General features: G+C 69.1%; 27 protein-coding genes. 15 read left to right on the top strand and 12 right to left on the bottom strand.

The features are described from left to right. Positions 1–444: 444 nt before the first annotated feature. Genes QRX50_RS14365 through QRX50_RS14375 form a run of 3 tightly spaced genes read right to left on the bottom strand, consistent with a single transcriptional unit; the run spans position 445 to position 1,550 of the window. Positions 445–726, bottom strand: a complete 282-nt coding sequence (locus tag QRX50_RS14365; RefSeq protein ID WP_285972431.1) for an SHOCT domain-containing protein — start codon at positions 724–726, stop codon at positions 445–447. A gap of 24 nt (positions 727–750) precedes the next feature. Continuing rightward, positions 751–1,197 (bottom strand): DUF6325 family protein, encoded by a 447-nt coding sequence (locus QRX50_RS14370; protein ID WP_285972432.1) that lies wholly within the window; start codon positions 1,195–1,197, stop codon positions 751–753. Positions 1,198–1,256: 59 nt separating this feature from the next. Then, positions 1,257–1,550 carry a hypothetical protein gene (locus tag QRX50_RS14375; RefSeq protein ID WP_285972433.1) on the bottom strand — a complete coding sequence of 98 codons (294 nt, stop codon included), beginning with the start codon at positions 1,548–1,550 and terminating at the stop codon, positions 1,257–1,259. A 191-nt stretch (positions 1,551–1,741) separates the two neighbouring features. Here QRX50_RS14375 and QRX50_RS14380 point away from each other — a divergent pair, with 191 nt between their 5' ends. Beyond that, on the top strand, positions 1,742–2,188 hold the full coding sequence (locus QRX50_RS14380) for a hypothetical protein (protein WP_285972434.1): 447 nt from the start codon (positions 1,742–1,744) through the stop codon (positions 2,186–2,188). A 137-nt stretch (positions 2,189–2,325) separates the two neighbouring features. Here QRX50_RS14380 and QRX50_RS14385 read toward each other — a convergent pair whose 3' ends face one another. The 5 genes from QRX50_RS14385 to QRX50_RS14405 all read right to left on the bottom strand — a co-directional run bounded on the left by QRX50_RS14385 (position 2,326) and on the right by QRX50_RS14405 (position 5,787). Beyond that, the gene (locus tag QRX50_RS14385; protein WP_285972435.1) at positions 2,326–3,537 is read right to left on the bottom strand and encodes an SPFH domain-containing protein; all 1,212 of its coding nucleotides are present in this window, start codon (positions 3,535–3,537) and stop codon (positions 2,326–2,328) included. Continuing rightward, positions 3,491–3,718, bottom strand: a complete 228-nt coding sequence (locus QRX50_RS14390; protein ID WP_285972436.1) for an NfeD C-terminal domain-containing protein — start codon at positions 3,716–3,718, stop codon at positions 3,491–3,493. The genes QRX50_RS14385 and QRX50_RS14390 overlap by 47 nt, the downstream gene beginning before the upstream one ends. A 521-nt stretch (positions 3,719–4,239) precedes the next feature. Further along, positions 4,240–4,650, bottom strand: a complete 411-nt coding sequence (locus QRX50_RS14395) for a histone-like nucleoid-structuring protein Lsr2 (RefSeq protein WP_285972437.1) — start codon at positions 4,648–4,650, stop codon at positions 4,240–4,242. A gap of 150 nt (positions 4,651–4,800) precedes the next feature. Then, complete coding sequence (locus QRX50_RS14400; protein ID WP_285972438.1) at positions 4,801–4,941, bottom strand: hypothetical protein; 141 nt, start codon at positions 4,939–4,941, stop codon at positions 4,801–4,803. Between the two features lie 216 nt (positions 4,942–5,157). Continuing rightward, complete coding sequence (locus QRX50_RS14405; protein WP_285972439.1) at positions 5,158–5,787, bottom strand: DUF5134 domain-containing protein; 630 nt, start codon at positions 5,785–5,787, stop codon at positions 5,158–5,160. Positions 5,788–6,075: 288 nt separating this feature from the next. Here QRX50_RS14405 and QRX50_RS14410 point away from each other — a divergent pair, with 288 nt between their 5' ends. After that, entirely contained in the window at positions 6,076–7,998 is a 1,923-nt protein-coding gene (locus tag QRX50_RS14410; RefSeq protein ID WP_285972440.1) for a LamG-like jellyroll fold domain-containing protein, read from the top strand. Positions 7,999–8,046: 48 nt separating this feature from the next. Here QRX50_RS14410 and QRX50_RS14415 read toward each other — a convergent pair whose 3' ends face one another. Next, on the bottom strand, positions 8,047–8,640 hold the full coding sequence (locus tag QRX50_RS14415) for a phosphoribosylanthranilate isomerase (protein ID WP_285972441.1): 594 nt from the start codon (positions 8,638–8,640) through the stop codon (positions 8,047–8,049). Positions 8,641–8,770: 130 nt separating this feature from the next. Between QRX50_RS14415 and QRX50_RS14420 the strand changes: the two genes are divergently transcribed. Beyond that, positions 8,771–9,844: an SGNH/GDSL hydrolase family protein gene (locus tag QRX50_RS14420; protein ID WP_285972442.1), complete on the top strand. Its 1,074-nt coding sequence runs from the start codon at positions 8,771–8,773 to the stop codon at positions 9,842–9,844. A gap of 69 nt (positions 9,845–9,913) precedes the next feature. On the opposite strand, the gene QRX50_RS14425 is transcribed toward QRX50_RS14420, so the two are convergent. After that, positions 9,914–10,153, bottom strand: coding sequence for a hypothetical protein (locus tag QRX50_RS14425; protein WP_285972443.1), 240 nt, complete (start codon positions 10,151–10,153; stop codon positions 9,914–9,916). Between the two features lie 205 nt (positions 10,154–10,358). Between QRX50_RS14425 and QRX50_RS14430 the strand changes: the two genes are divergently transcribed. The 5 genes from QRX50_RS14430 to QRX50_RS14450 all read left to right on the top strand — a co-directional run bounded on the left by QRX50_RS14430 (position 10,359) and on the right by QRX50_RS14450 (position 14,560). Next, positions 10,359–11,333 carry an AraC family transcriptional regulator gene (locus QRX50_RS14430; RefSeq protein ID WP_285972444.1) on the top strand — a complete coding sequence of 325 codons (975 nt, stop codon included), beginning with the start codon at positions 10,359–10,361 and terminating at the stop codon, positions 11,331–11,333. A 105-nt stretch (positions 11,334–11,438) separates the two neighbouring features. Continuing rightward, positions 11,439–12,161: an alpha/beta fold hydrolase gene (locus tag QRX50_RS14435; protein WP_285972445.1), complete on the top strand. Its 723-nt coding sequence runs from the start codon at positions 11,439–11,441 to the stop codon at positions 12,159–12,161. 85 nt (positions 12,162–12,246) lie between these two features. Then, positions 12,247–13,683 (top strand): 4-hydroxyphenylacetate 3-hydroxylase family protein, encoded by a 1,437-nt coding sequence (locus tag QRX50_RS14440; RefSeq protein ID WP_285972446.1) that lies wholly within the window; start codon positions 12,247–12,249, stop codon positions 13,681–13,683. Further along, on the top strand, positions 13,680–14,024 hold the full coding sequence (locus tag QRX50_RS14445) for a cupin domain-containing protein (protein WP_285972447.1): 345 nt from the start codon (positions 13,680–13,682) through the stop codon (positions 14,022–14,024). Before QRX50_RS14440 ends, QRX50_RS14445 begins: the two co-directional genes overlap by 4 nt. After that, the gene (locus QRX50_RS14450) at positions 14,021–14,560 is read left to right on the top strand and encodes a flavin reductase family protein (RefSeq protein WP_285972448.1); all 540 of its coding nucleotides are present in this window, start codon (positions 14,021–14,023) and stop codon (positions 14,558–14,560) included. The genes QRX50_RS14445 and QRX50_RS14450 overlap by 4 nt, the downstream gene beginning before the upstream one ends. 917 nt (positions 14,561–15,477) lie before the next feature. Here QRX50_RS14450 and QRX50_RS14455 read toward each other — a convergent pair. Continuing rightward, complete coding sequence (locus QRX50_RS14455; RefSeq protein WP_285972449.1) at positions 15,478–15,978, bottom strand: kinase; 501 nt, start codon at positions 15,976–15,978, stop codon at positions 15,478–15,480. A 144-nt stretch (positions 15,979–16,122) separates the two neighbouring features. Here QRX50_RS14455 and QRX50_RS14460 point away from each other — a divergent pair, with 144 nt between their 5' ends. Continuing rightward, on the top strand, positions 16,123–16,671 hold the full coding sequence (locus QRX50_RS14460; RefSeq protein WP_285972450.1) for a flavin reductase family protein: 549 nt from the start codon (positions 16,123–16,125) through the stop codon (positions 16,669–16,671). Here QRX50_RS14460 and QRX50_RS14465 read toward each other — a convergent pair. Further along, the gene (locus QRX50_RS14465) at positions 16,655–17,605 is read right to left on the bottom strand and encodes a LysR substrate-binding domain-containing protein (RefSeq protein WP_285972451.1); all 951 of its coding nucleotides are present in this window, start codon (positions 17,603–17,605) and stop codon (positions 16,655–16,657) included. The genes QRX50_RS14460 and QRX50_RS14465 overlap by 17 nt on opposite strands. Before the next feature lie 111 nt (positions 17,606–17,716). Here QRX50_RS14465 and QRX50_RS14470 point away from each other — a divergent pair, with 111 nt between their 5' ends. The 6 genes from QRX50_RS14470 to QRX50_RS14495 are packed head-to-tail and all read left to right on the top strand — an operon-like array spanning position 17,717 to position 23,120. Further along, a complete protein-coding gene (locus tag QRX50_RS14470; protein ID WP_285972452.1) occupies positions 17,717–19,171 on the top strand; it encodes a 2-hydroxymuconic semialdehyde dehydrogenase in 1,455 nt (484 codons plus the stop codon). Continuing rightward, positions 19,168–19,971 carry a 2-keto-4-pentenoate hydratase gene (locus tag QRX50_RS14475; protein WP_285972453.1) on the top strand — a complete coding sequence of 268 codons (804 nt, stop codon included), beginning with the start codon at positions 19,168–19,170 and terminating at the stop codon, positions 19,969–19,971. Before QRX50_RS14470 ends, QRX50_RS14475 begins: the two co-directional genes overlap by 4 nt. Continuing rightward, entirely contained in the window at positions 19,968–20,903 is a 936-nt protein-coding gene (locus QRX50_RS14480) for an acetaldehyde dehydrogenase (acetylating) (protein WP_285972454.1), read from the top strand. The genes QRX50_RS14475 and QRX50_RS14480 overlap by 4 nt, the downstream gene beginning before the upstream one ends. Continuing rightward, entirely contained in the window at positions 20,900–21,925 is a 1,026-nt protein-coding gene (gene dmpG / locus QRX50_RS14485) for a 4-hydroxy-2-oxovalerate aldolase (protein WP_285972455.1), read from the top strand. Before QRX50_RS14480 ends, dmpG begins: the two co-directional genes overlap by 4 nt. Beyond that, complete coding sequence (locus tag QRX50_RS14490) at positions 21,922–22,692, top strand: 2-keto-4-pentenoate hydratase (RefSeq protein ID WP_285972456.1); 771 nt, start codon at positions 21,922–21,924, stop codon at positions 22,690–22,692. The genes dmpG and QRX50_RS14490 overlap by 4 nt, the downstream gene beginning before the upstream one ends. After that, positions 22,689–23,120 (top strand): RidA family protein, encoded by a 432-nt coding sequence (locus QRX50_RS14495; RefSeq protein WP_285972457.1) that lies wholly within the window; start codon positions 22,689–22,691, stop codon positions 23,118–23,120. Before QRX50_RS14490 ends, QRX50_RS14495 begins: the two co-directional genes overlap by 4 nt.

A 23,120-nucleotide genomic window follows, 5' to 3' on the forward strand; every position in this document is an offset into this window, starting at 1 on the left:
CGCGTCCGGTCGACGATGGCGCGCGGAACGCCCAGTGCGCGTCGCCCGATCCGGATGACTCCGACCGCACGAGGCCGGACCATCCTCAAGCTGCTGGGGCACGCCTCAGACAACCCATCGCGGCCTCCCGTCGTGTTCAGGATCATCGTCACCGCCGATCGGGCGGCCCGGCCTCATCCATGGAGGATGACCCGCACGGGCAAGGCAGCCGCGGGGCGAACCGGTTCAACTCGAAATCGAGCCGCAAACACGCCGTGCTTTGGAACAGCGGCGGCCTTCGATCTCGAGGTGCACCGCGCCTTGCCGCACACATCGGCGATGCCACGCTCTCGATCTCGGTAAGCAGATCCAACTTGCTGGGCTACATCACCCATCACGTCGAGAGAAGTGCGGGCGTTCGCATCGCACTTGCGTGATCCCCACGTTTATCCAGGGCCCGCAGTGTCAGGACGCAAGGATCTTGGCCTTCTCGGCCTCGAACTCGGCGTCGGTGAGGACACCCTGCGCCTTGAGCTCGGCAAGCTCCTTGAGCTGCGTGACGGCGTCGCGAGCGGGTGCCGCAGCCGATTGCGGCGGCGGCGTGTCGTGCTGCTGTTGCTGGGCGTACTGTTCGTCCTCTTGTCTCGACCAGCGCTGGCCCTGGCGACGGGAAACTCGGTTCGACACGGCGGTTGCCGTCCCCGCGATCGCGGCAGTTCGTGCGAGACCTCGGAGGAGTCCCGGCATGGTCCTCTCCCTTCCTCCGTTGGGTTAGACGTCGGCTGCTTCGGCGGCATCGAGCGATGCCGCGATGGCATCGAGCGGGACGTGGCCGACGGCCACTACCTCGGCCCCGCCGCGGCGCAGGGCCTGTGTGAACGACCGTGCCCACCGGTTCTCGTACAGCAAAATCGCCGCGGACGATCCAGGTTCGATCGCGGACGCGGCATCAGCCAGGTCGCCGTCGTCGAGCAGGCCCGAGGATGCGCCTTCGAAGATCGCCACGTCGAGCTGGCCGTCGAGGTCCAGGTCGCGCAACTCGACCGCGCGCACCGACCCATCGGCGTCCCGGGCGACGAACATCAAATCGAGGACGCGGATCAGGCCCTGGTCGACCAGGTCCACCAAGATCGGCAAGCCACGGCCGGTTATCTTCGTGCCCGGGAACTCGACTACCAGATAACTGATCGGCCCCATCGCCTCGACGTCGTCGGTCATCACAGGCCTCCTAGCTTGCTTCCCAGCTGCGGCGAAAGGCGCGCCGCAGCGGACCCGCACTACGCCCCATCGACCATCGAGGGAATGGCGCGTTCTGTCCTCATCTCAAGCAGGTGACGTCGTGTGCGGCGCACCCGCACTGCGGCATCGGCGGCAAGGTCCATGAACAGGTCCTCGTCGAGGTGCCGATGAAGGGTGCGTCGCCGGTAATCGACGGTGGGGAGCCCGGTTCGGACGATCGTTGCGGCCTTCCGGTGCTCGATGCCGCTGACGACGCACCCGGGTACGAGCCGAGCCGTCCGCAACTCGGCGATGAGTTCGTCGCGGCGGCGTTCGTCACGACGAATCCGCATGCACGGCGTTGCGGGAAGGTTGAGTCGAACAGCCGCCGGGATGCCGAAAAACGACCTTGGACTCCCGCGGTGCCTGCCACCAGGGCGCGTACCAGGCATGATTCGGGCACGCGAGCACCTGACCTGCGGAAACGTGCTAAGCGTGAGTTGTGGTCGAGAGTGCCCGTGCCCGCCCGGAGGACAGGCTTTGCGTGGGCGCGCAGATCTGCGGGGCGTTGGCAGGAAGAGCTCCGCTCGCGCGTGGGCATGTGGCGCTCATCCGAAGCCCGCCCGAGCATTTCGGCGCCCGGATCACCCAAAGAGTAGCGCTGCGGGGATGGTTGCCAGGTCAAGTTCGTCAAGGTACTTGTTGCGGACTGCTGATCGAGGGGGCACAGCGCGGGCCATCATCCCCCCAGCGGCCTCATCTGGCGCGGCTCGATGCCGGTGCGCGGTCCTTTTCGGACTTTCCAACGGTCGTCGCTTCGATCCGGCTTTTTTCGCGAAACCGCACCGGATACATCGTGGGGCCGAAGGTGAACAGCGCGTGCACCTTGGCGCACGGCGGGCTCACGAAACTCTGTGCGGTCATTCTGGAAGACGACGGGGTGGCGGTCTTCGATGCGCAGTGGGCTTGCGCGCTGGGCAATGTGGACTGAGGTGTGACCGGGAGCGTCCTTTCGCGGGCCCGGTCGGAAACGGTAATCGCAAGGTGATCAGTGTTTCGTGGCCTGGCTCTTCAGGGAATCGGGAGCCAGGCCACGAAAAGCGTCACAACGCGGTGATCAAGGTGGCGTCAGCTCGTCACAGCGTGGTTGTTCCCTCGCTCCGCGGGGCCGTTGTCCGCCGCCTTCGGCTGTTGTGGGCCGGACTCGGCGACGCCTTTCTTCACGGATTCGAGGATTGCCAGGCCCTGGCCGACGAGCCCGGCCGCGACCTGGCCGATCCCGTCGGCTCCATTGAGGACGGTGACGTTCGCGCCGCTGAGTCCTGCGGCCGCTTCCTTCACGATCTGCGGCAGCTGCTCGATGAGCAGCCGGTCGAGCGCGACCCGGTTGTGGGACGCGGCGGCCGCGGCCGTGACTTCCGTCGCCTCGGCGTCGGCGCGTGCCATGATCCGCACCTGCTCGGCGCGGGCCTCGGCGGGTTTGACGACCTCGGCCACCAGCTGTTGCTGGCGCAGCAGCGCTTCCCGTTGTGCCAGCTCGGTCCTGGCGTCGATCACCTCTCGTTGGGCCGTGGCCTGGGCCAGCGGTCCGGCCTGTGCGGCCTCGGCCTGGGCCTTGTCGACTTCGGCCTTGTACTGCGCCTGCACGACCGAGGTCTGCCGCGCGTACTCCGCCTGCCGCCGCTGCGATTCCTGCTCCGCCTCGGCTGCGGCCTGGTCCGCGCGCGCCTGGGCGATCTGGGCCTCGCGCTGGATGGCGGCGTTGTGCGGTGCGGCCATCGCGGCGATGTAGCCGAGTTTCATGTCGTCGATCGACTGGATCTGCAGCGAGTCGATCGTCAAACCGATCTTCGCCATTTCCGCGGCCGATCCGTCGAGGACTTCGGTCGCGAGCTTCTGCCGCTCGGTGACGATCTCCTCCACGGTCATCGAGCCGACGATCGAGCGCAGGTGACCGGCGAAGATACGGCCGGTCAGGACCGACATCTGCTGCTGGTCGGACAGGAATCGCTGGCCGGCGTTGACGATGCTCTCGGTGTCGTTGCCGACCTTGAACGCGATGACCGCGCGGACGTTGAGGGCGATGGCCTGCTTGGTCACGCAGGTCTCGGACACCTCGGCTTCGGCCATGCTGAGAGTCAGGAACCGCACTTTCCGGAAGAACGGCATGACGAACGCGCCGTGCCCGGTGACCACCCGGAACGGTGTCTCTCCCGTGCCGCTGCTCTTGCCGCCGGAAATGAGCATCGCCTCGTCGGGTGCGGGCACGCGATAACCGAACATCGTCGTTCTCCTAGCTGCTGGTGAAGGGATCCGTCCAGGCGATGACCTCGACGGCACGATGGGGGAGGGATTCGACGACGAGCACGGTCGTGCCCTTCGCGAGCGGCGCCTCGGAGTACGCCCGGTAGGTCTCGGTGCCGCCGCGGATCCGCAGCAGGACCTCACCTGGGCCCGCCGGCCCCCGGGTGCCGACGAGCAGCACACCGGTCCGCCCCTCCGGCGACCGATCGGCGGCCATTACCCGACACCTCCGGACAACTCGGGCGTGGTGTCCCACCCGCCGAGGTCCAGAGCCGGCGGCACCGGCGCGGCACCATGGGAACGATCAGTGAAGTGTCCCACGGCGGCACACCCGCCACCAGGGCACAACCGCGTCACGTCGGTGTCGGCGATGGACTGGCAGAACGGGTCGCGCGGGCGAGCGGGGCGCGGGGAGGGGCGCTGCGCAACGTCGGCGGATGGGTCACGCCGGACACGTGCGAGCAACTCGTGAGGGTGTGGCATATCGCCGCGGAGGCTGGTCCCGGTGGATTTGGAAGGACGTCGTACGGCCGCGGTGTCTTCCTGATCCAGGATCCGGCTCCCTGTATCGGGCCGGCGGAGGCGAACCGCGGTCTTGTTCACGACGTCGGTACCGGTTCGGTGGAAACCGTCATCGAGCTGTGGTGGCGATCCACTGTGGACCGACTGGCGCCGGCTCGTTGACGAACGGGGGTCCGTTGTCAACGAGCCGGCAGCTCGGTCAGCAGGCTCGCCGTACTACTTCTTGGCGGCGGCGACCTTCTTGCGAGCCGGGCGCTTGCGAGCCGGCGCGGAGGGCTTGGCGGCTTCGAGCTCGGCCTGCTCGTAGGCGCTCACGACGTCGGAAGGGATCCGGCCGCGCTCGGAGATCTGGTAGCCGTTTTCGTTGGCCCACGCGCGGATCGTGCGCGAGCGCTCGCGGTCGGCCGGGGTGGCCGCAGTCGGCTGCCCCGCGGCGACGCGCACCTTGCGGCCACCGGTCTTGCGGCCCACGCCGATGTAGCGCGCGAGCTCGTCGCGCAAGGCGGCGGCGTTGTCGTCGGACAGGTCGATCTCGTAGCTGACACCGTCGAGTCCGAAGGGGACTGTCTGGGTGGCCGGGCTGCCGTCGATGTCGTCCAGCATTTCGACGAGAACCTTCTGGGCCATGAGTGCTCCTTGAAATTGGGCGTGCATGCTGACCGTGACCAGGCGCACGAATGTGGCGATCGATTGTGATCGTAGCATCGAATGGTCGGGGAAATGCCAGGGCCGAAACTGTCGGGGAAACTCCCGGTGCGGTCGAGGCGGTGTCGAGGGTCAGGAAACGTCGACGGAAGGTGACCAGAAGGCCTCGAACTGTTCTGTCACGCCGTAGTCGGTGCCGGCACGGCGTTGCGCTTTGAGGTCCGGGAAGCTGTCCATTGTGCGGTCAGGTTCGGCGTAGCGGGCGGCCACCATGCCTCCGCCGGACGGGGGTGGGCGGTCCGAGGTGGATCAGCCAGTCGGCCAAACCGCACACTCGGGTGAACTCTTCCTCCGTGCAGTGCGCGGCCCAGTCTGCCGTGGCGTTCTCACCGTATTGGGCGGTCCACTGCGCGGTCAGCCGTCGAGCTGTGGAGAGCACGACCGCTCATATTACCGTTACACGGCCGGGTTTCCTTCGAGATTGCCGTCTCAGGCCGAGCCGACCAGCGCACAAGCCATTCCGAGGCTCATGCCTGTGCGCGACAACGCGCGGGCCGGGTCCGTGTGCCACGCCGGGACCGAGTGGGCGGCGTCGAGGAGGAACCACGCGGCCGCGCCGAAGGTGAAGGGCGTCCACCAGCCGTGGCCCATGGCGGGCATCGTGAGCCACGGGCCGTGGCCGTCCGCGGGATGCGGCATGGCGGTGAGCATGAACAGCATCGTCGCGGTGGGGGCGAGGTGGTGCAGGCGCCGGGTCGTGAGGGACCAGCCCAGGGTGAGCAGGAGCACGGCCTGCCAGCCGGCGGCCGGAATGGGCGCGCCGACGGGGGAGGTCATGGCGATCATCGCGGCGCAGAGGACGAGTTCGGCCACGGAGTCGGCGCGGGTCGGTGACCGGAGCGACGGTGCGGCGTTGGCGGGCAACGAGGAACCGACAGCGGGCAACGAGGAACCCGCGGCAGGCGGCGACGCCTGACCACGATGGACCTCCACTGGAGACCCACGCCGCCCAGCAGTGTCCGCCGGCCAAGCGGTCACCCCACGCCAGAGGTGCGTCAGTGGCGTCCACGCCAACGCGGTGAACGCCGCCGTCAGCAGCCAGGACACGGACGCCGGCACGAGAGAGGTCCTTCCGCCGAAGCGATCGAAACGAGTACCCGATAGACCACGCACAGTCGCGATTCGTGACAACCGGCGGGAAATACCCCGGACGAGACAGGAATTGTCGAAAACGAAAGGGCAGGCTCGGTGCCCGCCAGGCCCACCGCCCGTGACCTGCGTCTCAAGGGTGCGCAACGTAAGGGAGCCGACGTGAACAGGCCACCTGGTGTTCGTGTTGGCTCAAACAGCCGTGAATAGCGTCGGGGCGTTGAAGAATTCTCCCTGGAAACCTGAATGGGGTAGACCATGCGCGAAAACCAGGTGGGCCCGAACCGACGGTCCTTCCTGCGCAACGCGGGACTCGCCGGCGTCGGCGCCACGGCGCTGGGTGCGCTCGGCGTCGCGCCGGCCGAGGCCGACACCGCGAACACCGCAAGCAGAGGCAGTGGCAGATGGAAACCGGACGGCGAGAGCCTCCAGTTCACCGTCGCCGTGATGCCGGACACGCAGTACCTCTACTGGGGCAGCCAGAACAGCCTCAACCCGGAGCCGCAGGAAGCCTCGTTCCGGTACGTGATCGAGAACAGCGGCACGCCGAACAACAACATCGTGTTCATGGCGCACCTCGGTGACGTGACGCAGGACGCCGACGTCACGTCGTTCCAGGCCGTGGACAAGACGTTCAAGATCCTCGACAAGGGGAACGTCGCCTACAGCGTGCTCGCCGGCAACCACGACGTGTCCGGTGACGACACGCGCGGCACCACGCCGTACCTGCAGACGATGGGCCCGCAGCGGTTCAAGGGCCAGAAGTCGTTCGTCGGCTCGGACGCCAGCGGCTACAACACGGCCCACACGTTCCACGCGGCCGGGCGTGACTGGCTGCTGCTGGCCATGGACTGGCGGACGTCGGCGGCCGGGTTCGCGTGGGCCAACCAGGTCATCAAGGCGCACCCGAAGATGGCGGTGATCCTGACCTGCCACGAGATCGTCGCGCCGACCTACGGCGACGAGGTCTACCCGTACGAGTCGGGTGACCCCGAGAACAACGCCGAGATCACCGACTACGGCCAGACCGTGTGGGACTCGCTGATCAAGGACAACGACCAGATCTTCCTCACGCTCAACGGCCACTACTGGCCCTCGGGCCGCCTGACGAAGAAGAACACGGCCGGCAACGACGTGCACCTGCACATCACGAATTACCAGAACCGCTACATGAGCGGTGGCGGCATGCTGCGCCTGTACCACTTCGACCTCGAGCGCAACACCATCGACGTCGAGACGATCTCGCCGTGGATCCTGGAGAAGGACCCGGCGAAGCGCAACCGCCTCGAGGTCATGGAGTCGCGGCTGACCACGGCCGTCGACCGGTTCTCGATGCCGTTCGACTTCGAGCAGCGCTTCTCCGGCTTCATCCCGGTGAAGACGCGCCCGGCCCGCGCGGCCAACAAGGTCCTGCTGCCCGGCACGCTCGCGTACTGGCGCTTCGACGGCAACCGCGCCGCGGCCGGCAGCCCGGTCACCACGACCCAGAAGGTCAAGGACCTGTCCGGCAACGGCAACGACCTCACGCTCGCGTCCACCCCCGGCACCGTCCCCGGTGCGCTGACCTGGTCCGACGACCACCACCCCGACCAGCCGGGCCACGCCAGCCTGCGCTTCGTCGGCGGCAAGAACCCACTGCACGGCGCGTATCTCACCACCGCGGCGAAGGCGGCGCTGAACGCCGAGACGTTCAAGCACGGCTACACGATCGAGACGTTCGTGAAGATCCCGCGCGACTGGGACGGCGGCAACAACGGCAACATGCCGGTGCTGGTCCGCCGCGGCGCGGCCGGCGACGCGGGCAAGCACGGCAAGAACACCGACCCCAAGGAGCCGGTGGCCCAGCTCATGACCACGAACAACGGTCGTGAACTGCAGTTCAACTGCTACCCGCTCAGCCAGACCTACCCGACCACCAACTGGAGCCACGGCATGCCCGAGGAGCAGTGGTGGCACCTCGCGGTGGTCAACGACGGCCACCACACCAAGGCGTACATCGAAAGCTCGCCGGTGGCCGACAACCCGTCGACCGACTCGGTCGGCATCGCCTCGCTCGGCCTCACCTGGCTGCTCGGCGGCCACGAGTACGGCGGCGCGATCGACAACGTGTTCCACGGCTGGATCGGTGACGTCCGCATCGTGAACCGGGCGCTGCGCCTGGACGAGTTCATGACCAAGTGATCCACCGGCAGCGGGTGGTCATCGGCGCCCACCCGCTGTCGTCCTCGGTCAGGAACTCCTTGCGGCGGCGAGGAAAGCTCGGATCAGTGTCTGGTCCTTCACGCCGCGTGAGGACTCGACGCCGCTGGAGACGTCCACTCCCCACGGCCGTACGGTGGCGACGGCGTCGGCCACGTTGTCCGGGGTGAGCCCGCCGGCCAGCAGCCAGTCGCCGCCGGGGGTCTCGGCCGACCAGTCCCAGGTCTCGCCGGAGCCCGCGTCGGGGGAGTCGAGCAGCAGCAGGTCCTCGCCGTATTCGCCGACCTTGGGCGCCGCTCCTTCGCGCAGCGAGGTGGCACGGATCAGCCGCACGGGCAGGTCCCGCAACGCCGCGAAGTCGGCCGGCGAGTACCCGGAGCCGTGGAGCTGCACGGCTCGGATCCCGGTCTCGGCCACGGCGTCGCGGACCTCCGCCACCGGCACGCCTTTCAACACCCCGACCGTGAGCACCTCGCCGGGCACGCCCGCCGCGAGCCGTGCGGCCTCGGCCCGGGTGACCTGCCGCGGGCTTTCGCACAGCAGGAACCCCACGGCGTCCGCTCCCGCTTCGACCGCGCACGTCACGTCGGCCGCCGTCTTCAGGCCACAGATCTTCACGAACACGCCCCGACCCTAACGGTGACGACCGGGCATCACGCGCGCACTGGCTTCACCAACGTGCCGGTTCGGACGCCCGGGCGGCGGCGCGGGTGTGATTATGGGTCGACTTCCGCCCGACGAAGGAGCTCGCACGATGGTCACGGCCAATCCCGGTGGATGCGACGACGGCCGGCAGCTGTCCGGGATGACTGCCGCCTCGATCCGACGCTGGCGCTGGAAGCGGGCCGCCGCCGTCGCCGGGACCGGTTCGGCCAGGTACGCGAAGATCGGCGACTCCATCAGCGCCGGCCAGGGACTCCAGCCTGCCACGCAGTCGCCGCCGGTGGTGATGGGCGGGATGCTGGCCGCTCGGGGCTTCCCGGTGCGGGGTGCGTCGGTGATCCTGAACCCGCGCACCATGACGGCGGATTCGAGGCTGACGTTCACCGGGTCCTGGTCCGAGTTCGCGCCGGGTGCGCTGACCACGTTCGCCTCGTCCGCGACCGGGGGTGGCTCGGTCTCCCTCACCGCCTTCGTCGCGGAGTCCGGCGACTACCTGGCCCGCGTCATCACCACGCAGGACTCGCGCGAGTGCACGATCGCGATCGACGGTGACGAGCCCGCCCCGGTCCGGGTGAGCGGTGCGGCCGGCCTGGCGACACACCTCGTCGCGCTCCCCAAGCTGACCGCCGGACGGCACACCGTCACGGTCACCGTCGCCGGCGACGCCGGTGAACTGCGGGTCGGCAGCATCGGGATCGAAGCGGTCGACGGCATCACGATCGGCGACTTCGGCATCTCGATGTCGACGACCGCCGACTGGGTCGCCGGTGGCGCGGCGTACTCGGCGCTGAACCACGTGGTGGCCTGGTCGCCGGATCTCGCCCTGATCGCGTTGATGACGAACGACGCCAACGAGCAGACGGCAGTCGCACCGGACCGGTACGCGGCCAACCTCGACACGATGGTGTCCGCACTGGAGACCACCTGCGACGTGGTCCTCGAAGCGCAGATCCCCGGCGATCCGGCATGGGTCGACTTGTCCCCGTACCGCGAAGCCGTGTACGACGTGGCGAAGGCCCACAGCGTGCCGGTGCTCGACCTCTTCGACCGCTGGGGCAGCTTCGCCGCCGCGGCGGACGCGGGGTTGATGAACGACGCCTTCCACCCGAACGCCGCCGGTGCGGCGGACATCGCGGCGGCGGAGCTGGGCGTGGTTTCGGCTTGAGCGACGCGGGTGTCCTGTCTCAGCGACGGTGATGCCGGGCCGCAGGTGTAGCGATGACCCGCATCGGGCTTAGCCAAGCCAGTCACCGACGCCATCCCAGGCCGCTTCGAGCTGCCGTGCCAGAACGGGCCCGAGTTTCTGGCGGATAACCCCGTGAGCTCGCAGCATCAGTTCTTTGCCGCCGGCCTCGTCGAGCGCGGCGCCGATGCTCTGGACCCGCCCTCTCACCTCTGAACCGCGCGGAGCCAGCAGAGCTTGCTCCTTCGTGCCGATAGCAAGCAGCTGGTTGATCAAGTCGGCCGGATTCATCGGGCCACCGTAGGCGTGGGGCCACGGCCTGGCTGCCTTTCCTGTCCGGTTTGGCCGCCTCCGGGCAGGGCGGCGTGACGCCTCGGCAGTTGACCCAGCTCCGTACCGATGTCATCGAGCCATCGGCGAGTGCGGCCGGTTCTCGGTCCGCTGGACAACCGCGAGCCGGGATGTTGTCCTGAGGGACAACGCACCGGGAGGCGGCATGACAGCAGCGCAGCTCGCGGCCGGCCTGGCCGGCGTGTCGCAGCATGTGCTCGCGGCCAGTGGCGATCCCGACGAGGTCACGCAGGCCTGCACGCAGGCGTTGCGCCCGCATCGGCTCGTGGTGCATTCGCGCCAGGCGCGGCTGTCGACCCGGTTGGAGCACTTCTCGGCGGGCCCGATCTCGCTCAACCGCCTGCGCTACGGAGCCGACGTCACGGTGGCGCCCGCCGTGCCCGAGGAGGACAACTTCCTGCTGACGCTGCCCGTCGCCGGGTCCGCGAAGTTCACCTACGGCCGTGACACCGCGGAGCTCGCGCCGGGGCGGCCCGCGATCGTCGGGCCGTATCGCGAGTTCAAGCTGGACATCGACAGCGCGTTCGACCAGCTGATCGTGCGGATGGACCGGCGCTGGGTCGAGAGCACGGCCCGCCGGATCCGCGGTGTCGCGACTGCCGGGCCGGTGGACCTCTCGCTGTCGCTGCCGGAGCAGCCCGCGTTCCTGTACCGGCTGCTCGAGAGCGTGGTCAGCCTGCCGACGCTGGGGCCGCGCGCGCGGCCGGAGGTCGGGCAGCAGCTGGGTGAGCTGGTGATCGAGTCGTTCCTGCTCACGCAGCTGCGCGAGGAGGAAGCCGAGCGAGGGCGGGTGCCATCGGCGCAGGTCAGGCGGGCGATGGAGTACCTGCTCGACCACCTCGCCGAGCCGATCAGCCTGTCGGAGGTCGCGCGGCGGAGCGGGACGAGCCTGCGCAGCCTGCAAGCCGGGTTCCGGCGGGACCTCGACACGACGCCCGGGCAGTGGCTGCGGGGTCAGCGGCTCGACCGGGCCCGCCGGCTGCTCGTGGCGGGTGAGCCGGGGACCACGACCGTGACCGGCGTCGCGGCGGAATGCGGGTACTTCCACCTGGGCGAGTTCGCCGCGCAGTTCAAGGCGCGGTTCGGGGTCACGCCGTCGGCGGTGCTGGGCCGCCGCTGAAGGTTGCGCGAATCCGATGCTCGCGCGTCGCTTCACCGATAGTCGTTGCCGCTCGCCGACAGCAGCATGTGCCGTACGCACTCAATGGTGAGAACGGAGCGGCGGATGCGATTCGTACTGGTGCACGGAGCATGGCACTTCGGGGAGCTGTGGGACCCCGTCCGCAAGCACTTGGAGGACGCGGGCCACGAGGTCCACACCCCGACGGCCGGCGGCCTCGGCGAAAACGACGACAAGCACGTTGACCTGCGCGGCGCCGCAGCGCCGATCGTCGACTACATCCGCGAGCACGACCTGACCGACGTTGTGCTGGTCGGGCACAGCTGGGGCGGTTACGTGATCTCCCGTGTGGCGATCGAGCTGCCCGAACGGATGCGGCGGCTGGTCTACTTCGCCGCGTTCGTGCCGGCGCACGGCCGGGCGCTCGTCGACGAGATCCCGCCGCACCTCGTCGCCGCGCTCCAGGCGAGCTACGACGAACGCACCGACGGCGGTGTCGTGCTGCCGTTCCCTGTGTGGCGCGACGCGTTCTACGGCGACGCCTCGGCGGAGGAGGCCAAGCGCGTGTACGACGTGCTGCGCCCGCAGCCGTGGAGCGCCTTCACCGACCCGGCCGACATGACCGGCTGGGACAAGGTGCCGCAGGCGTTCAGCTACCTGGCGCCGTCGGAGGACAACGACATCACGCAGGGCGAGTGGGGGCGGCATCCGCGGCTGTCCAATCGGCTCGTGATGTTCCGGCTGATCGGGATGGAGGGCAGCCACGAGGTGCTGCTGGCGAATCCCGAGCTGACGGCGCGCAAGTTCATCGAGGCGGGGCGGGACTGACCGTCCGTTGAGGAGTCCGGTGTGGACTCTTCGGGGTCGCAGCGGGCGAAACCCTGACCCATGAAACCCAGCGAAGGAAGGCTTGATGCGCACCGGATCGCAGTATCTGAACGCCATCGACGACGGACGGCGCGTCTACCTCGACGGCAAGCGCGTGGACGGCGTGGCCCGGCACCCGGCGTTCGCGCCGATCGCGAAAACCGTGTCGGAGCTGTTCGACCTCGCCGCCGACCCCGCGTCCGGCATGACTCGGCCGGGGCCGAACGGCGACGTGGTGAACCGGCTGTTCACCGCCCCGCGCAGCCGCGAGGACCTCACGGCGTTCCGTGAGGCCGCCACCACCTGGGCCCGCCACACCCACGGCTGGGTGGGCCGCAGTCCCGACCACGTCGGTGCGTTCCTGGCCGCGTTCGCCTCGCACCCGGACGTGTTCGGCGACTACGCGGCCAACGTGACGGCGTTCCAGAAGCGCGTCGTCGAGGAGGACCTGTACCTGTCGTATGCGATCATCCCGCCGCAGGTTTCGCGCGCCACCACGGCGAGCGCGTGGGACGGTGACCTGGTGCAGGTCGGCGTCTCCGAGGAGCGCGCCGACGGCATCGTGGTGCGGGGCGCGCAGATGCTGGCCACGGGCGGTCCGGTCGCCGACGAGATCCTCGTGTCGTGCATCAAGCCGCTGACGCCGGAGGACACGGACTTCGCGCTGAGCTTCGTGCTGCCCGTGGACACCGAGGGCCTCAAGCTCTACTGCCGCCGCCCCTACGCGCCCGCCGCGACCAGCCACTACGACTACCCGCTCACCACGCGCTTCGACGAGACCGATGCGCTGCTGATCTTCGACGACGTGTTCGTGCCGTGGGACCGCGTGTTCCTCTACCGCGACGTCGCCGGCGTCCGCAACCAGTTCTTCGCGACGGGCGCGCACGTGCTGGGCAACTGGCAGGCGCAGATCCGGTTCTCGGTGAAGCTGCAGTTCCTGGCCGGCCTGGCGCGCAAGGTCGCGGCGGTCAACGGCGTCGACAAGTTCCCCGGCGTCGTGGAGAAACTCGGTGAGCTGGCCAGCCTGGTGTCCCTTGTGGAGTCCGCGGTTCTGGCCGCCGAGTACACCGCGGAGCCCGACTCGGCCGGCCTCTGGCGCCCCGGCAGCCGCGCACTGTACGGCGCCATGGGCCTGCAGTCGGAGCTGTACCCCCGCGTCCTGGCCACCCTCCGCGACCTCGTCGGCGGCGGCGTGCTGCAAGTCCCCTCCAGCGTCGCCGACATGACCACCCCGGAAACGCGCGCCGACATCGACCGCTACATCTACAGCCCGGGCACCCCGGCCGCCGACCGCGTGAAACTGTTCAAACTCGTCTGGGATGCCGTCGGCAGCGAGTTCGCCGGCCGCCACCACCAGTACGAACTCTTCTACGCCGGCGCGCCCTTCGTGGTGAAGGGCTACTCCTTCCGCAACTACGGCTTCGACGGCCCCCTGTCCGAAGTGGACCGCTTCCTCGCCGGCTACTCCGAGGAGGACCAGTGACCAAACCCGAACACGAGTTCTTCCCGGTGACCGAGGTCGACTTCACCGTCTGCAAGGGCGACGACCCCCTCATCACCGAACGCGTCCTGTCCACGGACGAGGCAACGGGCGTCGCCACCCGCATCCTCCGATACGCCCCGGGCGCGGACTCGTCACCGATGGGCGTCCAGTCTCACGACTTCTGGGAGGAGGTCTACATCCTGGAGGGTTCGTTCACCGACCTCACCTTGGGTCAGACCTTCACCAAAGGCATGTACGCCTGCCGTCCGCCGGGCATGCCCCACGGCCCCTGGCGCACCGACGAGGGTGTGCTCACCTTCGAGGTCCGCTACCGCGCATGACCACCATGCCGCCCGACTGCACACCCGCCTCCGGCCCCGTCGACGCGCCGGCGATGCGCACCGCGATGGGCCACTTTGCCACCGGGGTCGCAGTGGTGACCACGGCATTGGACGGCATTCCCCACGGGATGACAGTGAACTCACTGACCTCGGTGTCGCTCTCCCCACCCCTGATACTCGTCTGCCTGACAACCGGCGCCCGCACCACCGACGCCATCCTCTCGGCGGATCGCTTCGCGCTCAACGTACTGTCCACCCGCCAGGAACAACTCGCCCTCCGCTTCGCACGACGCGGCGAGGACCACTTTTCAGGTCTACCAGTGAAAACGGGAGCGCACGAGGTTCCGGTAATCCCGGACGCACTGGCGCACCTGGAATGCTCGGTCTATCGCGCGCTCACAGCCGGCGACCACGAGGTCGTGATCGGCGAGGTATCGAAGGTCTGCTCCCGGGAAGGCAAACCCCTGGGCTTCCTCGGCGGACGATTCAGCGACGTAGTGGACCGCGGCCACGAACCGGTCGCCTGGTTCTTCTGAACCACCCACCCGACTTCCCTGGACCATCCGCTCAACGCCAGCCAAACCCACCCACCCAACAGACAGCGGGCCCACCCGACCCAAGATCTCCTCAACCAACCCCCCGACCTTTCCCCCGGCCGGCCCCCGACGAAGGTGAACCAACACGGCTCGGGGTAGCTTGTCAAGGTACTCTTTCCCGCATTGACAAGCTACCCCGAGCCGTCGTGACAATTGAACTTCGGGGAGCTATTCGCAGGTCTTCTTTTATTCTTTTGATCTTTAAAAGCCAAAGATCAAAAGAATAAAAGAAGATGCAGATGGCTAGCCCCCGCTGCGCTCAATGGTTCTACGGGACTTGCTTTGTGTCAAGGCGGGAAAGAGTGCCTTGACACAAAGCAAGTCCCGTAGAAGAAAGTGCTTCGCCGGGGGCCGGCCGGGGGAAGGTTGGCCGGAGATATCGACGGCTTTGTCAGGTGGCTAAGTTGGGTAGACGGAAAACCCCGCACCACTTGCCTGATGGCTGGCCGATGTAGGCGGGTATCGGCTGGTCAAAACGCCGAGAATCACCCTCCCCGACAGCCAACAATTCCCTCGTCCGCACCCTGGTTATGCGCCATCGAGATCTTCCAAAAGTTGTGCGACAATCGCGCGATCGGCGCGCTGATCGAGTTGCTGGCCGCCGACGATAGCACCGTACGGAGTGGGTTGCGGAGGTCTTGGCTGACTTGCGGGCGACCAGGTGACGCTGTCCTTCGGGTTGTGGCGACGTGAGGACGACGGTCACTTCTACGGCGAGGCGGACGTAAACCACCACGCCGAGCTCGACTTCACGCAGCCGTGGCCGACCTGGTTCGACAGGCGTACCACCAAGCCCGGGAGAGCGCGTGGCGGGTGGCACCCGGCAAGAATCTGCTCGCATCGGTCAGCTGGATCGCTCAGTCCGATCTGGGGAAAGCCGCAGTGATTCGCTCCACTGTGTCCTCCAATGTCAAATCGTCGCCCAGAACCACCTCGCCGGGAACGCGCAGCCGGTCGTCCGGGACGTACCAGCTCAGCATGTCGTCCGGCGTGAATTCCGCAGCCAGCGGGCGCGTCGTGTGGCGGCGGACGGTTTCGGGGAACGGGACGTCGAAGAAGCAGGCCAGCGTGGGACCGTGGTGGTCGGCGATCAAACGCCGCAGCATCGCGCCGTAGCGGTCGGCGTGGAAGATGCCCTCGAGGATCACGTCAAAGCCGGCGCCCAAAGCGTGGCGGCACATCACGTCGATGAGGCCGATGTTCACGCCGCCTGGCACGTCGTGCTCGCGCAGGATCTGGCGGCGGACCACGTCCTGCTGGATCAGGGCCGTGCCGCGGCCCCAGTGGGTGCGCAGGGCGAGGGCCGTTGTGGTTTTGCCTGCGCCGGAGGGGCCGCGCAGGATGAGGAGGTTGGCCACGGGGATCGACGCTAACGCAGCGCGAGTATGACCGTTCAGACATGGCCATGGCGAGGATCGGCATTGGACGGGTATGCCTCCGGCAGTGACGATGGATAAACCATCACCGCTGGTCAGAGGCGGGTGAAGTCGAGGAGGACGTCCGTGGGAACACCGCGCAGCACTTACGCCCCCACCGATCCGCACGCGTTGAAGTTCCGGCGGGCGTTGCGGCACTTCCCGAGCGGTGTGTCGGTGGTGACGGTCGTGGACGGGGACGGCGGGGTGCACGGGATGACGGCGAGCTCGTTCGCGTCGGTGTCGTTGGATCCGCCGTTGTGTGCGGTGAGTGTGAACAAGCCGGGGCGGATGCATCAGTTGCTGCACGGCACGGACGGGCACTTCGGGCTCAGCATCCTGGGCCAGGACCAAGGGGCGATCGCCGATTTCTACGCGCGCCAGCCGTGGAGTGTGGCGGTGGACGTGGAGATGGATCTGCACCACGGGTGTCCGACGGTGGGTGGCGCGCTGGCGTGGTTCGTGTGCCGGAAGTGGGCCGCGTACGACGGTGGGGACCACACGATTTTCGTGGGCGAGTCGCTGGACTACGGGTCGACGCCGCGGGAGGACCTGCAGCCGCTCGTCTGGCACAAGTCGGCCTACCACGACCTCGGTGACCAGCTCGAACGTCCCCGGGTCACGAAGCAGGGCTGAACCGGCGGGTCACCTGGACGGCCTCGGCCACCAGCTTGTCGATCAGCGCGCTTGCCGAGGGCGTGGGCGTGCCGGCCGCCGGCATGGTGATGCCGACGCTGTGGCCGATCGGTTCGAGCGACAAGGGCAGGCGCGCGATTCCGGGGTCCTCCTCGGTGATCAGGCGCGGCAGCGCGGCCACGACGTCGGTGTCGCGCAGCAGCTGGCGCACGGTGAGGAACGAAGTCGCCTCCACGCGGTTGGCGGGCAGGAGCACGTCGTTGCTGTGGAACAGCTCCTCGAGCTCACGCCGCAAAGCCGTCTCCGGACCGGGCAGAATCCACGGGTACCCGGCGACCGTCGCGAGGTCCACGGTCTTCGCGGCGGCCAGCGGGTGCGAGGCGCGGACCACGAGGACCACGGACTCGTCGTAGAGCTTGCGGCGCAGGAACCCCTCGTCGGAGATCTGCGTGAGCCGCCCGACGATCAGGTCGAGCCGGCCCGCGCTCAGCTCCACCAGCAGCGACTCAGGGGTCCCGTCGCGCACGGCCACCGTCAGGTTCGGCCGTTCCGCCTTCAACGCCGCGATGGCCCGCGGGAGCAGCACGTTGGAGCCGAACAGGTGCGTCCCGACCACCACGGTGCCGCGTTCGGCGCCCGCCAGCTCCACGACGTGGCGGGCGGCCTGGCGGGCCTGGGCGAGGATCGCGCGCGCGTGCTCGGTGAAGGCCTCGCCGTAGACGGTGGGGGTGAGGCCGCGCGGGCCGCGCTGGAAGAGCTCGACCTCCAGGATCTCCTCCAGCTCCCGCAGCCCGCGTGTGGCCACGGGCTGGGTCACGTGCAGCTCGGCCGCCGCGCCGACGATCGTGCCGCGCCGCGAGATGGCGTCGAGCAGCACCAAGTGGCGGAACTTCATCCGGCCGTCGAGCAGTCGCGGCAGCTCACGAGGGGTCATACCGAGCGACTATAGCCATATGCACATATCAACTTAAGGCTTTGGCATTTGTCAGGCATAGCTGGAGGTCGCGACGATGGGCAGGGATCACAGCCACGCGGGAAGGCGGACATGACGGTGCTCAAGAGCTTCGTGGACGGGCGGTTCACCGACAGCGGTGGTGACCTGTTCGACAAGGTCAGCCCGGTCGACGGGACCCTGGTCGCCCAGGTCGAGGAGGCCGACCAGGCGGTGGTCGACCGCGCGGTGCGCGCCGCCCGGGCCGCCCTCGACGGCGCGTGGGGCCGCACCTCCGACGCCGAACGGGCGCGGCTGCTCCGGAAGATCGCCGACCGCATCGACGAGCGGTTCGACGACCTGCTCGCGGCCGAGGTCGCCGACACCGGCAAGCCGCAGGACCTGGCCCGCCGCCTCGACGTCTCGCGCGCGGCGGCCAACTTCCGGGCCGCCGCCGACACGATCGCGTCGGCCGGGCTCGACTCGTTCCTCACCGAAGGCCCGGCCGGGCGCGCGCTGAACTACGCGCTGCGCAAGCCGCTGGGCGTGGTCGCGGTGATCGTGCCGTGGAACCTGCCGCTGCTGCTGCTGACCTGGAAGGTCGCGCCGGCCCTGGCCGCGGGCAACGCCGTGGTGGTGAAGCCGTCGGAGGAGACGCCCTCGAGCGCGACGCTGCTGGCCGAGCTCATCACCGAGGCCGGCGCGCCCGACGGCGTGTTCAACGTCGTCCACGGCTTCGGCCCCGCCTCGGCCGGCGAGTTCCTCACGAACCACCCGGGCATCGACGGCGTCACCTTCACCGGCGAATCCCGCACGGGTTCGGCGATCATGCAGGCCGTGGCGCCGCGCGTGCTGCCGGTGTCGTTCGAGCTCGGCGGCAAGAACGCGGCCGTGGTGTTCGACGACGCGGAGCTCGGCAAGACCGTCGACGGCCTCGCCCGCTCGACGTTCACCAACACCGGCCAGATCTGCCTGTGCACCGAGCGGATCTACGTGCAGCGCGGCATCTTCGACGAGGTCGCCGCCGGCCTCGCCGAACGCGCCGAGTCCCTGCGCTTCGGCCGCCCGGACGATCCGAACACCACCACTGGGCCGTTGATCTCCCGCCAGCACCGCGAGAAAGTGCTCTCCTACTACGAGATCGCCGAGCAGGAGGGCGCGAAGCTCCTGGCCGGCGGCGGAATCCCGGACCTCGGCCCCGACCTCGAAGGCGGCGCCTGGGTGCGCCCCGCGTTGTGGACCGGGCTGGACAACGCCCACCGCGTGCTGCGCGAGGAGATCTTCGGCCCGGTCGCGGCGCTCGTGCCGTTCGACACCGAGGAAGAGGCGATCCGCTTGGCCAACGACAGCGACTACGGCCTCGCCGCCGCCGTGTGGACCACGAACCTCGAACGCGCCCACCGCGTCGCGGGCGCCATGCGCGTCGGCATGTCGTGGGTCAACACCTGGTACCTGCGTGACCTGCGATCGCCCTTCGGTGGCAACGGGCTTTCGGGCATCGGCCGCGAGGGTGGTGTGCACTCGCTGCACTTCTACACCGAGCCGACCAACGTGTGCGTGGCGCTGTGAACGCGGCGATCGGGGCCGTGGCCGAGCTCCTGCTGCAGGCCGAACGCGACCGCAAGCCCGTCGCGCCGGTGCGCGAGCTGCTCGGCGAGGACGACGTCGATGCCGCCTACGAGGTGCAGCGCCGGATCATCGCCGACAAGGTCGCGGGTGGCGCGCGGGTGGTCGGCCGCAAGATCGGGCTGACGTCGAAGGCGGTGCAGCGCCAGCTCGGCGTCGACCGGCCCGACTTCGGCGTGCTGCTCGACGACATGGTGTTCGGCGACCGCGCGGAGGTTCCGCTCGACCGTTTCTGCCAGCCGCGCGTCGAAGGCGAAGTCGCGTTCGTGCTCGGCGCCGACCTGCCGGGCAGCGCCACGGTGGTCGACGTCCTGCGCGCCACGGACTTCGTTTTGCCGGCGATCGAGATCGTCGACTCGCGCGTGGCCGACTGGAACATCCGGATCACGGACACGGTGGCGGACAACGCGTCCAGCGGTGCGCTGGTGCTGGGCACTCGGCCGGTGAAACTGTCCGAAGTGGACCTCGCCGGGCTCGGCATGGTGCTGGAACACGGCGGCGAGCCGATCTCGACCGGCGTCGGCGCGGCCTGCCTCGGCTCGCCTGCCGTCGCTGTCGCGTGGCTCGCGCAGGAGGTCGCGCGCCGCGGCGAGCCGTTGCGGGCGGGGGAAGTGGTGCTGGCCGGCGCGTGGGGACCGATGGTGCCCGTGACGGCGCCCGGGAGCTACGTGGCCCGGTTCGAAGACATCGGAGAGGTCCGCGTCGGGTTCACCGCCGGGCCGGACGGAGGGAAACGCGCATGAGCACCCCGGTGGCGATCATCGGGTCGGGCAACATCGGCACCGACCTGATGTTCAAGGTGAAACGGCTTTCGAGCGAGCTCGAAGTCGCGGCGATGGTCGGGATCGACGCCGGCTCCGACGGCCTCGCGCGGGCGCGCCGGCTCGGCATCGCGACGTCGCACGAGGGCGTGGCCGGGCTGGTCGCCCTGCCCGAGTTCGCCGACATCCGGCTGGTCTTCGACGCGACGTCGGCCGGCGCGCACCGGCACAACAACGAGGTCCTCAGCGCGCACGGCAAGCGGCTGGTGGACCTGACGCCCGCGGCCATCGGGCCGTACGTGGTGCCGACCGTGAACCTCGACGAGCACCTCGGCGCGCCCAACGTCAACATGGTCACCTGCGGTGGCCAGGCGACGACGCCGATCGTGGCCGCCGTCTCGGCGGTGGCCACGGTGGCGTACGCGGAGATCGTGGCGACGATCGCGGCCAAGTCCGCCGGCCCGGGCACCCGGGCGAACATCGACGAGTTCACCGAGACCACAGCGCGGGCGCTGGAAACCGTCGGCGGCGCCGGGCGCGGCAAGGCGATCATCGTGCTCAACCCGGCCGACCCGCCCATCACCATGCGGGACACGGTGTTCTGCCTTGTCGAACAGTCCGAAATCGATGAGTCCGCCGTCAGCGCGTCCGTCGAGGCCATGGTCGCGCGCGTGCAGGACTACGTGCCGGGCTACCGCCTCAAGCAGCGCGTGCAGTTCGACCGCGTGGACGAGCCGTTCCTGCCGGCGCTCGGGCGCGCGTTCCGCGGGGTGAAGGTGGCGGTGTTCCTGGAGGTCTCCGGCGCCGGGCACTACCTGCCGGAATACGCCGGGAATCTCGACATCATGACCTCGGCCGCGCTGCGGACCGCGGAACGGCTCGTGCAGGTCGCCGCGGAAGGAGCCCTTCGATGACCGGCAAGATCTACGTGCAGGATGTGACGCTGCGCGACGGAATGCACGCCATCGCCCACCGCTACAGCGTCGAGCAGGTGCGCACGATCGCCGCCGCGCTGGACGCGTCGGGCGTGGCGGCCATCGAGGTCGCGCACGGCGACGGGCTCGCCGGGTCGAGCGTGAACTACGGCCACGGCGCGGCCACCGACGCGGGCTGGATCGCCGCGGCCGCCGAGGTGGTGAAGAACGCCAAGCTCACCACGTTGCTGCTCCCGGGCGTCGGCACGATCGAAGACCTGCGGGCCGCGCGTGACCTCGGTGTCGCCAGCGTCCGCATCGCGACGCACTGCACCGAGGCCGACATCGCGATCCAGCACATCGGCTGGGCCCGCGACAACGGCATGGACGTCGCCGGGTTCCTCATGCTGAGCCACATGAACCCGCCCGAGGACTTGGCCAAGCAGGCGAAGATCATGGAAGACGCGGGCGCGCACTGCGTCTACGTCACCGACTCCGGTGGCCGCCTGACCATGCAGGACGTCGCCGCGCGGATCGACGCGTACCGCGAAGTCCTCGACGCGGACACGCAGATCGGCATCCACGCCCACGAGAACCTGTCGTTGTCCGTGGCCAACAGCGTCACCGCCGTCGAGCACGGTGCGTACCGGGTGGACGCGTCGCTGGCCGGCCAGGGCGCAGGCGCTGGGAACACACCGATCGAGGCGTTCATCGCCGTCGCCGATCTGCTCGGCTGGGACCACGGCTGCGACCTGTTCGGTCTGCAGGACGCGGCGGAAGACCTCGTCCGTCCACTTCAGACCCGCCCGGTGCGGGTGGACCGCGAGACGCTGACGCTGGGCTACGCCGGCGTCTACTCCAGCTTCCTCCTCCACGCCGAACGCGTCGCCGGCCGCTACGACCTCGACGTCCGCGCGATCCTGCTCGAAGCCGGCAAACGCGGCCTCGTCGGCGGCCAGGAGGACATGCTGGTCGACGTCGCGCTCGACCTCGTGGCCAAGCGAGAGGCGGCCCCGGCGTGATCGAGGACTTCGCGGCGCGGCTCGACGAAGCCGCCACCACCCGCAAGCCGTGTGCACAGCTGTCCGCGGACCACGAACTGTCGCTGGACGACGCCTACGCCGTCCAGCGGGAGCTGGTTGAACGCCGCCTCGCCCGGGGGGAGCGCCACTTCGGCGTCAAGCTCGGTTTCACCAGCAAGGCCAAGGCCGCGCAGATGGGCGTCGACGACGTCATCATCGGCCGCCTCACCTCGGGCATGGTCCTGGCCGACGGTGACGAGCTCGATCTCGGCGATCTCATCCACCCCCGCGCCGAGCCGGAGGTCGCGTTCCGCCTGAGCCGCGACGTCGAGCCCGGCGAAGCTCCCGGGCCTGGCCTCGTGGACGCGGTCGCCCCCGCGATCGAGGTGATCGACTCCCGCTACCGCGACTTCAAGTTCTCCCTCGCCGACGTCGTCGCAGACAACACCTCGGCCGCCGCCGTCGTGCTCGGGCAGTGGCAGCCGCTCGAAGCCGGCCTCGACAACCGCGGCGTGGTGTTCGAAGTGGACGGACGCATCGCCGGCGCCGGCTCGACCGCCGCCATCCTCGGCGACCCGCTGCGGGCCATTCCCGCCGCCGTCCGCATGGCGCAGCGCTACGGTCTCCCGCTCACCGCGGGCACCGTCCTGCTCGCCGGCGCGGCGACTCCCGCGGTCGCGCTCACCGCGGGCACCCACGTCAGCGCCACCGTCTCCGGCCTCGGCCGGGCCCGCTTCTCCGTCGCAGACCAGGGAGAACCCCGATGACCGAAGCCAAAACGCTCGCCGACAAGGCCAAACCCCGCGGCCGGTTCCCCCACCTGAAACGCGCCGGCGACTTCGTTTTCGTCTCCGGCACGAGCAGCCGCCTGCCGGACAACACGTTCGCCGGCGCGGAGGCCGACGAGTTCGGCACCACGACGCTCGACATCCGCGTGCAGACCGCCGCTGTGCTGGACAACATCGGCGACATCCTCGGCTCCGTCGGGGCGAGCCTCGACGACGTCGTGCAGGTCACCAGCTACCTGGTCAGCATGAACGACTTCGGCGGCTACAACGAGGTCTACGGCCGCTACTTCGACGAGAACGGCCCGACGCGGACCACCGTCGCCGTGCACCAGCTGCCGCATCCGCACCTGCTCATCGAGATCCAGGCCGTCGCCCACGTGCCGCGTGAATCCAGTGGAGGGAATTGA

This window comes from Amycolatopsis sp. 2-15 (assembly GCF_030285625.1).
In the GTDB taxonomy this organism is placed as follows: domain Bacteria; phylum Actinomycetota; class Actinomycetes; order Mycobacteriales; family Pseudonocardiaceae; genus Amycolatopsis; species Amycolatopsis carbonis.

Coding starts and splice junctions, on each gene's coding strand:
- QRX50_RS14370 (WP_285972432.1), bottom strand. CDS start 1,197: ATGACCGACGACGTCGAGGCGATGGGGCCGATCAGTTATCTGGTAGTC.
- QRX50_RS14410 (WP_285972440.1), top strand. CDS start 6,076: ATGCGCGAAAACCAGGTGGGCCCGAACCGACGGTCCTTCCTGCGCAAC.
- QRX50_RS14430 (WP_285972444.1), top strand. CDS start 10,359: ATGACAGCAGCGCAGCTCGCGGCCGGCCTGGCCGGCGTGTCGCAGCAT.
- QRX50_RS14400 (WP_285972438.1), bottom strand. CDS start 4,941: ATGGTGGCCGCCCGCTACGCCGAACCTGACCGCACAATGGACAGCTTC.
- QRX50_RS14470 (WP_285972452.1), top strand. CDS start 17,717: ATGACGGTGCTCAAGAGCTTCGTGGACGGGCGGTTCACCGACAGCGGT.
- QRX50_RS14365 (WP_285972431.1), bottom strand. CDS start 726: ATGCCGGGACTCCTCCGAGGTCTCGCACGAACTGCCGCGATCGCGGGG.
- QRX50_RS14495 (WP_285972457.1), top strand. CDS start 22,689: ATGACCGAAGCCAAAACGCTCGCCGACAAGGCCAAACCCCGCGGCCGG.
- QRX50_RS14480 (WP_285972454.1), top strand. CDS start 19,968: ATGAGCACCCCGGTGGCGATCATCGGGTCGGGCAACATCGGCACCGAC.
- QRX50_RS14465 (WP_285972451.1), bottom strand. CDS start 17,605: ATGACCCCTCGTGAGCTGCCGCGACTGCTCGACGGCCGGATGAAGTTC.
- QRX50_RS14425 (WP_285972443.1), bottom strand. CDS start 10,153: ATGAATCCGGCCGACTTGATCAACCAGCTGCTTGCTATCGGCACGAAG.
- QRX50_RS14390 (WP_285972436.1), bottom strand. CDS start 3,718: ATGGCCGCCGATCGGTCGCCGGAGGGGCGGACCGGTGTGCTGCTCGTC.
- QRX50_RS14420 (WP_285972442.1), top strand. CDS start 8,771: ATGGTCACGGCCAATCCCGGTGGATGCGACGACGGCCGGCAGCTGTCC.
- QRX50_RS14395 (WP_285972437.1), bottom strand. CDS start 4,650: ATGGCCCAGAAGGTTCTCGTCGAAATGCTGGACGACATCGACGGCAGC.
- QRX50_RS14440 (WP_285972446.1), top strand. CDS start 12,247: ATGCGCACCGGATCGCAGTATCTGAACGCCATCGACGACGGACGGCGC.
- dmpG (WP_285972455.1), top strand. CDS start 20,900: ATGACCGGCAAGATCTACGTGCAGGATGTGACGCTGCGCGACGGAATG.
- QRX50_RS14450 (WP_285972448.1), top strand. CDS start 14,021: ATGACCACCATGCCGCCCGACTGCACACCCGCCTCCGGCCCCGTCGAC.
- QRX50_RS14375 (WP_285972433.1), bottom strand. CDS start 1,550: ATGCGGATTCGTCGTGACGAACGCCGCCGCGACGAACTCATCGCCGAG.
- QRX50_RS14435 (WP_285972445.1), top strand. CDS start 11,439: ATGCGATTCGTACTGGTGCACGGAGCATGGCACTTCGGGGAGCTGTGG.